Origin of the sequence: Rahnella inusitata (assembly GCF_018288855.1) — a bacterium.
In the GTDB taxonomy this organism is placed as follows: domain Bacteria; phylum Pseudomonadota; class Gammaproteobacteria; order Enterobacterales; family Enterobacteriaceae; genus Rahnella; species Rahnella inusitata.
Genome location: NZ_CP065024.1, coordinates 1669993 through 1682474, shown reverse-complemented (window position 1 = coordinate 1682474; position 12482 = coordinate 1669993). Strand labels below are relative to the sequence as shown.

12 protein-coding genes are annotated in these 12482 nt (G+C 52.6%); 6 read left to right on the top strand and 6 right to left on the bottom strand.

The window, feature by feature from the left end; all coding sequences use genetic code 11:
• Nucleotides 1-2: 2 nt before the first annotated feature.
• Together I2123_RS07945 and I2123_RS07940 are read right to left on the bottom strand one after the other, a co-directional pair.
• Nucleotides 3-1070: a Gfo/Idh/MocA family protein gene (locus I2123_RS07945; RefSeq protein WP_213052151.1), complete on the bottom strand. Its 1068-nt coding sequence runs from the start codon at nucleotides 1068-1070 to the stop codon at nucleotides 3-5.
• A gap of 2 nt (nucleotides 1071-1072) precedes the next feature.
• Entirely contained in the window at nucleotides 1073-2248 is a 1176-nt protein-coding gene (locus I2123_RS07940) for a Gfo/Idh/MocA family protein (protein WP_213052150.1), read from the bottom strand.
• Nucleotides 2249-2529: 281 nt separating this feature from the next.
• Between I2123_RS07940 and I2123_RS07935 the strand changes: the two genes are divergently transcribed.
• Both I2123_RS07935 and yghU read left to right on the top strand, forming a co-directional pair.
• The gene (locus I2123_RS07935) at nucleotides 2530-3597 is read left to right on the top strand and encodes a LacI family DNA-binding transcriptional regulator (protein WP_112166736.1); all 1068 of its coding nucleotides are present in this window, start codon (nucleotides 2530-2532) and stop codon (nucleotides 3595-3597) included.
• 167 nt (nucleotides 3598-3764) lie between these two features.
• Nucleotides 3765-4616, top strand: coding sequence for a glutathione-dependent disulfide-bond oxidoreductase (yghU, locus tag I2123_RS07930; protein ID WP_213052149.1), 852 nt, complete (start codon nucleotides 3765-3767; stop codon nucleotides 4614-4616).
• 61 nt (nucleotides 4617-4677) lie between these two features.
• On the opposite strand, the gene yghX is transcribed toward yghU, so the two are convergent.
• Entirely contained in the window at nucleotides 4678-5565 is an 888-nt protein-coding gene (gene yghX / locus I2123_RS07925) for a YghX family hydrolase (RefSeq protein ID WP_213052148.1), read from the bottom strand.
• Between the two features lie 177 nt (nucleotides 5566-5742).
• Between yghX and I2123_RS07920 the strand changes: the two genes are divergently transcribed.
• Together I2123_RS07920 and I2123_RS07915 are read left to right on the top strand one after the other, a co-directional pair.
• Nucleotides 5743-6723 carry a WaaS/CpsH family glycosyltransferase gene (locus I2123_RS07920; RefSeq protein WP_476727104.1) on the top strand — a complete coding sequence of 327 codons (981 nt, stop codon included), beginning with the start codon at nucleotides 5743-5745 and terminating at the stop codon, nucleotides 6721-6723.
• A gap of 41 nt (nucleotides 6724-6764) precedes the next feature.
• A complete protein-coding gene (locus I2123_RS07915; RefSeq protein WP_213052146.1) occupies nucleotides 6765-6965 on the top strand; it encodes a DNA polymerase III subunit theta in 201 nt (66 codons plus the stop codon).
• Between the two features lie 10 nt (nucleotides 6966-6975).
• Here the strand turns inward: I2123_RS07915 and I2123_RS07910 are convergent, their stop codons facing one another.
• A complete protein-coding gene (locus I2123_RS07910) occupies nucleotides 6976-7872 on the bottom strand; it encodes a LysR substrate-binding domain-containing protein (RefSeq protein ID WP_213052145.1) in 897 nt (298 codons plus the stop codon).
• Nucleotides 7873-7975: 103 nt separating this feature from the next.
• Between I2123_RS07910 and I2123_RS07905 the strand changes: the two genes are divergently transcribed.
• Nucleotides 7976-8299 (top strand): carboxymuconolactone decarboxylase family protein, encoded by a 324-nt coding sequence (locus I2123_RS07905; RefSeq protein WP_213052144.1) that lies wholly within the window; start codon nucleotides 7976-7978, stop codon nucleotides 8297-8299.
• 13 nt (nucleotides 8300-8312) lie between these two features.
• Complete coding sequence (locus tag I2123_RS07900) at nucleotides 8313-8705, top strand: tautomerase family protein (RefSeq protein WP_213052143.1); 393 nt, start codon at nucleotides 8313-8315, stop codon at nucleotides 8703-8705.
• A 49-nt stretch (nucleotides 8706-8754) separates the two neighbouring features.
• On the opposite strand, the gene I2123_RS07895 is transcribed toward I2123_RS07900, so the two are convergent.
• Both I2123_RS07895 and flhA read right to left on the bottom strand, forming a co-directional pair.
• Nucleotides 8755-10044: a glycoside hydrolase family 68 protein gene (locus I2123_RS07895; protein WP_213052142.1), complete on the bottom strand. Its 1290-nt coding sequence runs from the start codon at nucleotides 10042-10044 to the stop codon at nucleotides 8755-8757.
• 251 nt (nucleotides 10045-10295) lie between these two features.
• On the bottom strand, nucleotides 10296-12377 hold the full coding sequence (flhA, locus tag I2123_RS07890) for a formate hydrogenlyase transcriptional activator FlhA (protein WP_244879895.1): 2082 nt from the start codon (nucleotides 12375-12377) through the stop codon (nucleotides 10296-10298).
• Between the last annotated feature and the right edge of the window lie 105 nt (nucleotides 12378-12482).

Genomic DNA, 12482 nt, shown 5'->3' with positions numbered 1-12482 from the left:
AATTACTCCGACTGATTCGCCAGCATTTGCGCCCGCACACACAGCTCGGCGGCTTTGAATGCATGGTCCTGCGTCATGGCTTTTTCAGTGCGATGCAGACAATCACGTATCAGTTCGCCGAAGAACGGGAAACCAACGGTACCTGACACCGGATAGCGGAACTCGCCGTGCTGATTCACCAGATACACCACGTCCTGATCCCCACGGGTAAGATCGACATATTTGCGGATCTCGATATAACCTTCGGTGCCCAGCAGCGTCAGTCGCCCGTCGCCCCAGGTGCTCAGCCCTGGTGGCGTAAACCAGTCGCAGCGGAAATAGCCGCGCGCGCCGTTGTCACCTTCGAGCATCGCGTCGCCAAAATCTTCAAAGCGCGGAGATTCGGGATGATTGAAATTTACCGCCTGCGCCGCCACCACGCGCGCATTGCTGTTAGCGGTGTAGAAAAGGAATTGTTCTATCTGATGGCTGCCGATATCGCACAAGATCCCGCCGAACTTTTCCTTTTCATAGAACCAGTCCGGGCGGCCTTCGCCCTCGCGATGTGGCCCGGTGCCGAGCGTCTGCACAACACGCCCGATCGCCCCTTCCTGCACCAGTTGTCCGGCAAACACCGCGCTTTCCACGTGCAGCCGTTCGCTGTAATAGACCGCATATTTTCGCCCTGTGGCGGCCACTTTGGCTTTCGCGGCGGCCAGTTGCACAAGGGTGGTCAGCGGCGCTTTATCGACGAAGTAATCTTTGCCGGCGTCCATCACTTTCAGCCCGAGTTCACAACGCTCAGAAGGGATCCCCGCGCCCGCCACCAGCTGCACCTCTTTATCGCCGAGAATAACGTCCAGTGAATCAGCCACCGCTACCTGCGGATACTGGCTGACGAATTTCTGCACCTTTGCCGGATCCGGATCGTAAACCCATTTCAGGCTGGCACCCGCTTCGATAAGCCCGTTGCACATGCCGTAAATATGCCCGTGATCCAGCGCCGCGGCGGCTATCACGAATTCGCCCGGTTTCACAACCGGCTGAGGTTTACCCACCGGCGCGTAGTTCATGCCATCTTTATTACTCATTTTCAGACACCCTTATCCATGTTTTTGCCGAGCGGGATCGCCTCTTCATTGGCGAAGTTTTCTACGGAGGCCGATTTCTCATAAAAGTGCGGGGCCAGCGACACCAGCCCACCGGTCTGATAGAACGGATCCCCCGGCAGGATCGGCAACGTCACGATGCTGCGGGTGATGGCTGATTTATAAATGGAGGCGATGAGTTCCAGCGATCGCTTGCCCTGAACGCCGTCGATCAGCGGCGGCGTATTGGTCTCGAGTGCGGTCAGGAAATTATCGATCTGGCCGGTGTGCAGCGTATAGGTCAGCCGGGGGATCGACTGATACAGATCGTCGAGGCGGCTTTCCCGCGCGGTATCGCGTGCATCGACAGGGAATCCGTTGGGTGCGGAAATGCTGGCAAATTTGTCCCAGGGTGCAGAAATCCGCGCCTTTTCGCCCTGAATCACCATCTTCTGATCTTCGCCGTGATGCACCACCGAGGCGGTCAGCTGCGTCAGCGCGCCGGAGTCATATTTGAAAATCGCCGCCGAGAGATCTTCCACTTCGGCGTTATCGTGCGCGGCGTTGGTTATCATCGAAACCACTTCAGACGGAAATCCGAGCATCCACTGGATCGCATCAATATGGTGAACCGCATGGTTGAGCGTGCAGCCACCCGCCTCTTTCTCCCAGGTGCCGCGCCACCACAAATCGTAATAGGAGTGACCGCGCCACCAGAAGGAATCCACCTGCGCATGACAGACTTTGCCCGCTTCGCCGGAATCGATGACTTTTTTCAGCCGCCAGAAGGCATCGGTAAAGCGGTTCTGCGCGATAATCGACAGCGTTTTTCCGCTCTCTTTCGCCGCCAGAATCATTGCATCGCATTCCTGCAACGACGCCGCCATCGGCTTCTCGCACAATACGTGCTTGCCGGATTTCAACGCATCAATGGAAATTTCCGCATGTACGTACGGCGGCGTGCAGATATCAAAGACGTCGATATCCGGATCGTTGAGGATCTCCTGATGGCTGGCATACACTTTCGCCGTCGCGAGACTGTAATGCCGTTTTTTCTCCTCTGCTTTTTCGGGATAAATATCGACCAGTGCGACTATCTGACAACGGTCAGCAAACTCTAAATATCCCTGAATATGGTTGTGCGAAATATTACCGGTACCAATGATTGCTATTTTCAACATTATTTCATTCCTGATTTCAGACTGACGGGCAGCCGTCACCTTGCTGATTTAATGACGATTTTAATTAATCCGTTATTAAATCCGGCGTGGATAAATACGTTATTTATTTTCTGATGTGAATTGGATTGAGAATAGTAATGACATTTTTTTCCAACAACCGGTATTTGTGACAGGAATTGCAGCGCGGGGTTTTGGATTTGCTATGATGGTGAATAGCTGATGATTTACAAACAGTTAACTGTGGTAATAAGTCCATAAGCTAATGAGGCGTTGATCACAAAATGACAGGAAAATTAAAAATCAGGCAAATAGCCGAGTTAACGGGGCTTTCTCCCAGCACCGTTTCCAGGGTATTAGCAGGCAAAGCGAATGTCAGCCCCCAGGCAAAAGAGAAGGTATTTACCCACGCCAGAAACATGGGTATTTTACGCGACATTCCGGCCAGCCGGTTGTTAATGAATACCCTGTTAATTTGCGCGCCCCCGGCGGCATTCTCTCCTCATGAAGATCTCTACTATTACGAAGCTATTCAGGAAATAACGGCTGAGGTCACGCGTTTCGATATCCACGTCCGTAAATGTGCGCTGGCGGTTAACGAACCGGATATCGCCAACTTTATGCAGGCGCTTAATCAGTCAGATGTCGATGGCATTATTATCATCGGCATCGACGACGTGATGCTCTACCGGCTGGCCGCCGAATCGAATAAACCGGTGGTGTTGATCAACGCCAGAGACAACGAAATGCGCCTCGATTGTGTGTCAGCCGATCATTATTCCCTCGGCTACAGCGCCGCAAACTATCTGTTTCAGCGCGGTCACCGGCCTGTTTTACTGTTCACCGATCTGCGCAGGGAAACCATGATGCAGCGGCTGGACGGTTTCAAACGCGCCTGTCTCGAATACCACATAGCGTTCGACGAGGCCACGCACCTGCTGGTCAATAAAGGCAACGGTAAAGAGCAGGCCAGAGAAATTATTGAAAAGTACCTCAGGGAACATAAGCGCGAAACACTGCCTTCGGCGATTATCTGCGGCGGCGATCCGATAGCGCAGGCGACGCTTGAAGTCCTGAGGGAGCACGGCATTCTGGTGCCGGAGGATATTTCGGTGATGAGTATGGATTTCGCACATGGGGTGAAAAATCTTTACCCGATGGATTTCACCGCCGTCAATCTGCCCTGCCGCGAACTGGGGACGGAAGCCGTCTATATCTTGCAAAGCCGTCTGATGCGCGCCTCTGGCGCGAAATTCAACCTGCTGTTACAGGGGAAAATTCACCCCGGTCAGTCGGTCGCTGATGTGAAATGGAAGCGCAAAGGGCTTTATCCGCAGCAGGTTGGGCTATAAACAAAGGCAGTGTCATTTCACGTAATGACAGTGATTTATTACACTGCCTGACTTCTCTGTCGGATCCTGCATGATGCATCGTGCAGGGCACATTCTCAGCATCACAGTCCGGGTTCTCCTGCTAGACTTTTCGGTCTTATCCTCAAAAAACCGATGTGGAGCTTTCAATGTCAGATAACTATCAACCACCGAAAGTCTGGACGTGGAATAAAGACGAAGTCAGTAAGTTCTCGAACATCAACCGCCCGGTAGCCGGTCCGACGCATGAGAAGACGCTGCCGGTGGGTAAACACCCGCTTCAGCTCTATTCACTCGGCACGCCGAACGGCCAGAAAGTAACGATCCTGCTGGAAGAGCTGCTGGCGCTTGGCGTTACCGACGCGGAATATGACGCTTTTATCATCCGCATCAACGAAGGCGATCAATTCTCCAGCGGCTTTGTGGATGTAAACCCAAACTCCAAAATCCCTGCCCTGCTCGATAACTCCGCCACCCCGCCGATCCGCGTGTTTGAATCCGGCAACATCCTGCTGTATCTGGCAGAAAAATTTGGCAAGTTCCTGCCAAAAGATCTCGCTGGCCGCACCGAAACCCTTAACTGGTTGTTCTGGCTGCAAGGTTCCGCGCCGTATCTTGGCGGCGGATTCGGGCATTTCTACCATTACGCGCCGGTGAAAATCGAATACGCCATCAACCGCTTTACGATGGAAGCCAAACGACAGCTTGACGTGCTCGACAGACAACTGGCTGATCATCGCTTTATCGCGGGTGAAGAATATACCATCGCCGATATCGCTATTTTCACCTGGTACGGCAGCCTGGCCAAAGGCGGCCTGTACGAATCGGGCGAGTTCCTCGATATCACGTCATATAAGCATTTCCAGCGCTGGGCCGATGAAGTTGCCAGCCGTCCGGCGGTGAAACGCGGGCGCATCGTTAACCGCACCTGGGGCGAAAGCGATGAACAACTTGAAGAGCGTCATGACGCGTCAGATTTCGATGACAAACTGAAGTCATAACCGGTTTGCAGAACGCAAAAAGGGCGGGATCGATTCCCGCCCTTTTCATTGAAAATTCGTTTTACAGCAGATATTTGTTGAACCACGCCACCGTTCTGTCCCACGCCAGATCTGCTGCCGCTTTGTCATAACGCGGAGTGGAATCGTTATGGAACCCGTGATTGACGCCGGGATAGACATAGCCTTCGTACACTTTATTGTTAGCCTTGAGCGCCGCTTCATACGCAGGCCAGCCTTCCGTAATCGGTTTATCCAGCTCGCCATAATGCAGTAATAACGGCGCTTTGATACGCGGCACATCTTCGGCTTTCGGCTGACGACCGTAGAAAGGCGCTGCCGCGGCCAGTTCAGGATAGGCGACTGCCGAGGCGTTCGCCACGCCACCGCCGTAGCAAAAACCGGTGATCCCGACTTTGCCGGTCGCCGTTTCATGGTGCATCAGAAATTCAATCGCGGCAAAAAAGTCATTCATGAGTTTGGTTGGATCGACGTTCTTTTGCAGTTCGCGCCCCTTTTCATCATTGCCGGGATAGCCCCCGACGGAACTCAGCCCGTCCGGCGCCAGCGCAATAAATCCGGCCTTCGCGACGCGGCGCGCCACGTCTTCGATATAGGGATTCAGCCCGCGATTCTCATGCACCACCACCACACCCGGCACTTTGCCGCTGGCTTTCGCCGGGCGCACCAGATATCCCCGCACGCTGCCGTGCCCCTGCGGCGAAGGATACTGGATGTACTCAGCCAGAATGTCCGGGTCGGTGAATTCTACCTGCTCGGCGTAGGCGTAGTTCGGCGTCATCAGCGTGGTGAGCGCCGCCGCCGATAATCCGCCGACCACAAATTTGGCTGAGAGGTCGAGAAATTCCCGCTTGGTCATTTTACCGTGTACGTAGAAATCAAAGTATTCGAGGAGTTCAGGAGGAAAGTCTTTGGCTGTCATTCGCGTCATCGTCAGGCTCCACTCTGGGCAAAAGAAGCCTGAATAATGACCTGACTTTGGCGATTTTGTAAACCAATTGTGAAATCACAGAAAGAAGATGCCGGGGATCCGCAACCCTTTTAGCCAGGAATGCTAAACTGCAGGGTAAAAAAGGAGGATGAAATGGACAACAATATGAGGGATACGGTGAGAATACATTTTATTGAATGGAACTCAGAATACGAAAGGATGATGACTTCCTCACTCAAAAAAGACTTCAACGTCGCTGAAATTTATCGCGTCAAACAGCATTTCAAATCTGTGCAGAAACTACTGCCGGGAAGAACGCTTAAGCGCTGGCATCAAAAACTGCAAATCGCGATTAAATTCCGGCACATTGCCGATAACGACATTGTTATTTCTAATGGTTACAGCGCCTTCCTGATGCTGGACCTGATTGCTCCCCTGCGCTGCAAAAAAATACTGGTGCTGCGAGACTCCGTTGCTGCGCTGACATCCAAACGACGACGCCTGAAATTGCTGTCTGAGAATGAAAATTATCTGGACAGAGTGAGTTCTGTTTTCGACGTCATATACAGTTTTGATCCGCAAGATTGCCTTAAATATAATCTTTCATATGTGGATCAATTTTTACCTTTCACGCTCAGTGAAATTCGCACGCACGCTGCAGAACCGCAGATAATTTCTTCCCCACCCTCGTGTTTCTACGTGGGGGGATATGACAGTTATCGCGCAGAATTCCTCCGGGAACTTGCCTCTTTGTTGCAAAGAAATCATTGTCACCCCGATTTTTATCTGGTTGACGGCGACGAGATGAATTCTGACTATCCTTCTGTTTGTGTTAATAAAAAACTGACATACCACCAAAACATTGAAAAGCTCAAAAAGTCCTCCATTGTTGTGGAAATTAATAAACCGGGGCAAACCGGATTAACGTTACGCGCGCTGGAAGCGATGGCATTTAATAAAAAGCTGATCACCAATAATGTTTCGGTAAAGACGCATGTTTTTTATCACCCGGACCGGGTATTCATTTGGGGGGAAGATAATTTCGAACGAATGACTGATTTCATTGAGGCCATCCCCCCCAAGTTAGAGAAGGGGCTGTTAGATAAATACTGCGCAGATGGGATGCTGAAAACACTGGTTGGAACTGCGCTAAAATAAACCTTATGTACCCGTAACAGATAAAGAATAAAGGAGACCCTATGAACAACACTCTCGCAGGTCTGAGTAAAGAAGAAATGGACAAAGTGAGTACCGGGCTGGCTGCCGGTACGGTGGTGGTGCGTGAGCGCAATAACCTGCCGGTGAATGCCGAACAGGTGGAGTTGGAACAACCGGAACATCTGCGTACGTACTTCCGCGAACGTTTGGCGCACTATCGCCAGCAGCCGGCAAAAAAGTAAACTTCGCCGTTCACTTATTCACGGTGAGAATAGTCGCGGTGAAAAAATCGATAATCGCCTCTTTCAGATGCGTCGCGGCCTCACCCGGCGGCGTTTCGCTCTGATGGAGGCTGACGCCGATATCCCCCGCCGCAGGCAGTTCCTCCAGGATCTGCAATGACTCAGGCTTGCCAAAATCAGTGCGCAACGTCACGCCCAGCCCTGCCGACATCGCCGCCCAGATTCCGCTCAGGCTGCGGCTGGTAAAAGCAATGCGCCAGGAAATTCCCGCGCGATCCAGCGCCGCCGTTGCCGCACTGCGCATCAGGCATGGCGCTTCAAACACCAGCAGTGGCAAGGGCTCATTGCTCGCCAGATAATGGCTTAGCGGGAAATTCTGCGGACCTACCCAGCGCAAAGGCACGCGCCCGAGGGACTGGCTTGACGGGAAAAGCGGCGCGTCGTCCGCCTGCCAGCACACGGCCAGATCGAATTCATTGTGACGAATACCGTCGAGCAGCTGCCGGTTACGGGTAATGCTGGCAGAAACCTGCACCTGCGGATGCGCGCGGGTAAAGGTGCCGAGGATCGCCGGTAACAGCGTTTCACCAAAATCTTCCTGCATACCCACATTCAGGCTGCCGCCCAGCGTGCTTGCCAGCAGTGCTGCACTGGCCTCGTCGTTCAGGCTGAGGATCCGCCGCGCAAAGCTCAGCATCACTTCGCCGCGTTCAGTGGGCATCAGATGCCGCCCTGACTTCTGCACCAGCTCCGTTCCGGCCTGCTGCTCGAGTTTTTTCAGCTGAGCGCTGACCGCCGAGGTCGAACGCCCCAGCCGGTCAGCCGCCAGCACAAAACTGCCGAGCTCGATGCCGGTGACAAAACTGCGCAAGGCTTCAGCATCAAAGGTTACCGGTCTTTTCGCCATATCTATCATCCTGTTTTATCGTATCAATACTGCTGATATTTTCGATTTTACGGATAATCATAACGGCTTATGCTTCCTTTCACACCCATAAAAGGAGCCTGATATGAGCACAACGCCCTCTTCCCTGCGGCCACCCGAAAACATGGTGCGCCTGACGCCAAAGCTGGCAGAACTGACCGAACAGGTGTTGTTTGGCGATCTGTGGAACAGAATTGAGCTGTCACCGCGCGACCGCAGCCTGATCACCGTTGCCGCACTGGTCGCGCTGAACCGTGCTGAACAGTTGCCGTTCCATCTGGAACTGGCGGTGAAAAATGGCGTCACGCACAGCGAAATAGGCGAACTGATCACCCATCTGGCGTTTTATGCCGGATGGCCTGCCGCCGCCTCGGCGCTCACCCGCTTTGCTGCGCTAAGTGAAGAATAAAGAGAGGTTTTTTATGCCGTTTACCCGAATTTCACTGCCTGCACATCGTATGGACGAGTGGCAGGCCGCGATTTCAGCCATCCTGCAAAACGCACTGGTGTATACCTTTTCCGTGCCAAAAGATGACTGTTTCCAGCTGTTCGAACCCGCCAGCCTCAGCCAGAGAGTCATTCATCCGGGTTATTTAGCGGGTAACGACTGTTTACGTTCTGAGGATTTTTTGCTGTTTCACATCACCGCTGGCAAACCGCGCAACTCGTATCAGAAGCAGGAGTTGTACCGCCATCTGGCCGAAAACCTTCACGTTACACTTGGGATCTCGCCAGCTGATGTAATGATTGTCGTGAACTTTACCCAACCGGAAGACTGGTCATTCAGCCATGGCGAAATGTTTCAGATAGCATAGAAACAAGAAAGGCTGCCCGAAGGCAGCCTGAATCAGGTTTATTATCAGATTACGCGTCCAGGACCACATCGGCCATTGGCGGGATGTAGCCGTAATCGTACTCGCCGACCACAAAAGTCTGTTCACCTTTCAGTTTGATTTTCACAGTCGGCGCTTCTGTGCCGCCGATGCGATAATCCATCCCGGTAGTGGCCTTATCGACCGGTACGCTGTCGATAAATGACGTTACCAGACCGTTAGGCATCACATAGTGAGAATAAGTCTGATATGGCTGAGATGGCGGGTTGCCGAGCACCAGACCGGAACCGTTCAGCGGTACATAAGGGCCGAAAAGTTCATCACTCACGAAGCCGTAAACGCCGTCCGGACCGGTTACGCCCTCGCCATAAGTGAATTTATGGCTGATGGTGAACAGGTAATATTTACCGTCCTGGAACACAAAGTGCGGGCGTTCGGTCTGGTCATTAACACCTACGGCGGTCAGCAACGGTGGCAGCAATGTCCAGCTGTCGCCGTCCTCATCAGCCGCTTCTGCAATACCAATGCAGGCGGTCTGATAACGGGAGTTGCCGACATCTTCATAACCCGGCGGCACATCGCCGATTTCTTCCGGCCCGACCACGTGGGAACCGCGATCGCCCGCCACATTACCTTCAAACAGCATATACAACTTGCCACTTTTCGGGTCACGGAATGGGAACGGGTCGCGAAAGCCCCAGTACGGGTTCTGCGTTTCGGTTTGATAAATTTTACCGTCGGCCTCAAATAAAGGTTTTACCGAAATAAATTCCGCGACTTCAACCCCCTTATTGTTAGTCTTCACGCGGCCACGGACTTTAACAATCGTCGCCCCCGGCGTGACTGCCGTATAATATAAATCCACTTCCCCCTTGTTATTCACTAATACCGGCGAACCTGCCCATTCACGCACGGTAGGAGAAACACCTTCCGCCATAACACGGCCACCAAATACCCAGTCCTTGCCGGTATTAGAATACCAATAGCAAATTTTTGCGCGGCCATGTCGGTTATTCCAGTCCAGCGTAATATCGTAATTTCCGTTGGCATCGATATTAGCAGGATCATTGGGCTGACGTTCAGCCGTCAGGGTAAAGATGACTGACCAGCCGTCGACGGAAAGGACATTACCGTCAATATCACGCAGCGGCATGGTATCCCAGATAAAGACGTCATCGCTCATCACTGGGAAATCTCCGCTCACCAATGGCTGTGTGGTCGTCGGATCATTCTCGTTCACTTTGAGCGCATCAGCACGCGTCCAGATGCTCGGTTTTTTCGCCGCCAGCGTCTGTAAACCACTTTCAATTACGTTACTCATAAACCACCTCATCATTATAAAAACCAAAAGACTTCAATTAAGTACCTTGCCGGTTTCACTGCGCTCATTTATATTCATGACCGAAGCGTTGCCGACGAAATTAATACTGAAGCCAATCAGATATTTGATAAAGCGATCGGCGTCCGGTGGTAACTCACAGGACGCACTGATTAATAACACTCTAAATTTAAAATAAAAAAAGCCCTGAAATTTCTTCAGGGCCATGAATTATTTTACAGATAAGATATTTATTACCGAGCCGCTATCCCCAGCTTTTTCATTCGTGAGAGCAATGTCGTGCGTTTAAGCCCGAGACGTTGTGCTGCGCCACGCGGACCGGCGACGACGCCGTTGGTTTCTTTCAGGATTGCGATAATGCGCTCACGTTCATCATCTTCACTAAGCGGTGCTTCAGATTCAGCCCTCAACAGCGGAGCCACTACCGGCAAGGTGATTTGCGGGTAGTTCAACTCGGGGAGTTGAAGATCCAGCACGGTGCCGCGCGTCAGCAGGACGGCACGCTCGATGACGTTTTCCAGTTCGCGCACGTTACCCGGCCAGGGCATGCGGCTCAGAAGGCGCAAAGTTTCTGCCGGAATACTGTCGATGGTGCGCTTCATCCGTTTGGCGATTTTATAGGTAAGGAACTTTACCAGCTGCGGGATATCTTCCGGGCGTTCACGCAACGGCGGAATAATAATCGGGAACACGTTCAGCCGGTAAAACAGATCGCTGCGGAATTCTTTGTCAGCGACCATCTGCTGCAAATCGCGATTGGTCGCGGCGATCATGCGCACGTTCACTGAAATCAGTTTGTTGCCGCCCACGCGCTCGAACTCTTGCTCCTGCAGGATGCGAAGCAGCTTGGGTTGCAGCTCAAGGGGGATTTCACCGACCTCATCAAGAAACAAGGTGCCTTTGTCGGCCAGTTCGAAACGTCCCATTCGTTGCGCGGTCGCGCCGGTAAATGAGCCTTTTTCATGGCCGAAGAGATCGCTTTCCATCAGTCCGGCAGGCATCGCGGCGCAGTTCATTTTCACCATGCGCTGATCCCGGCGGTCGCCGAGATTGTGGATAGCCCTGGCGATCAGCTCCTTGCCGGTACCGGTTTCCCCGAGGATCAGCACCGAGCAATCGCTTTTCGCCACGATCTCCACCTGTTTGAGCACCGCTGACATACTCTGACTGCGTCCTACTATGTCGCTGAAATCCGGGTTGTTGCTGTTGATTTGCTCGGTCAGGTACAGATTTTCGTGTTGCAGTTTTTCCTTCAGGCTTTTGATTTCCTGATAAGCCAGCGCGTTATCCACCGCGATGGCTATACGTTCGGCGATTTGCTGCAACACCCGCAGATTGGCGGAGTTGAAATTGTCCGGCTGGCACTGCGCCAGCTTAAGCACGCCCAGCGTTTTATGGCCGAAACGTAACGGCAGAATGCACAGCGTTTTGGTTTGCTCGCGCCAGAGAAGATGGAACAGCGTGCTCATGTCGCTTTCACCTTCGCTATCTGGCCGCAGGTTGGTCAGCAGCATCTCGCCGCTTTTCATCACCTGCTGTTCCACCGTTCCCGCAAGCGCCATGCGCGACTGTTCACGTTCTGCAACGTGTGTCTGTACGTAATGCGTGGCGTAAACGCTCGCCTGTTCGCTCTCATTTCCGGCATCGCATAACACAATACTGATGGCGTTAATGTGGAAGAAATGATGGATGGTTTTTGCGATTTCTCCGGTGAGCTCGTCGAGATCTAATTTAGAAAGCACCGCGTTGGTGATGTCCACCAGAATACGAAAGTCGTCGCGCTCGTGGCGCAGCAGGGATTGCTGAAACAGCGCATTTTCACGCAGCTGAATTTGTTCGACGGCAATCGCAGTCAGCATGCAGAGTTCATGTAAACCGGCTTTGTCTGCCTCGCTGAACGAATTTTCGTGCTGACGGGTAAATTCACAGCCACCGAGCAGCCCGGAAGAGGCCAGCAACGGCACCAGACAGTAATCGGTAAAGGCCGGATAGAGATTCAGCGCCGACAGTTGCGGATAACGCAAATTCAGCGCCTCACTGCGCCAGACCTGCATTTTTGGGTTATTGAGCAAGGCATGCACCGGTCCGGTGGCCAGCAGGGTTTCATCTTCATAGCTGACCGGCTGATGATGCGGGTCAATCCCATAAAAACTGACGCGGTCGCTGTTGTTATCGAACAACACCAGCGTGACGGCTTCGGCGATACCGGCGCTTTGCACCACCTGCGTCAGGGTTTCCAGCAGCGATGTCATGGTCTGTTGCAGCAGCAACGTGCGCGTCAGTTCCAGTAATCCTTTATGTTTTGTGATGCTCATTGTTGCACTCTGCATAGCGTTAGCTCTGGGTACCCGTTTTTTGAATAAAGAAAATGAGTAACATGATTCCGGGTAACAGGAATTTTATCGAAGGGCGATAAGCAA